This window comes from Pantoea sp. SIMBA_079, assembly GCF_046940275.1.
GTDB classification, from domain to species: domain Bacteria; phylum Pseudomonadota; class Gammaproteobacteria; order Enterobacterales; family Enterobacteriaceae; genus Pantoea; species Pantoea borealis.
The window spans coordinates 1-252 of the sequence record NZ_JAWRYR010000646.1 but is presented as its reverse complement, the minus strand read 5'-3'; the positions used below and the strand labels follow the sequence as shown (position 1 = coordinate 252).

The following is a 252-nucleotide window of genomic DNA, read 5'->3' as shown; positions in this document are numbered from 1 at the left end:
CAGGGCTTCGAGCAATTCGGGCACGCCGGCGAACACCAGGTTTTCGTACAGCCCGGTCACGCGGAAACGCTCCCGGTAGAAGTTCACCGCATCCCAGGCCTTGGCTTCGTCGAAGTTGTAGAACTGCATGAAAGCCTGCAGCAGGGGTGGGCCGATGAAATGCTCGAGGCGGGCCAGGTCCGGTTCGTCGATGCCCAGCTTGGCCAGGGCGTACTGGATCGAGCGAGTGATGCCCAGGCGTGGGTCGGTCAG

At 63.1% G+C, this 252-nt stretch carries 1 pseudogene; it reads right to left on the bottom strand.

Annotated features, from left to right (window positions below):
* Nucleotides 1–252: pseudogene (locus tag SB719_RS21530) on the bottom strand (HAD family hydrolase); the annotation flags it as partial.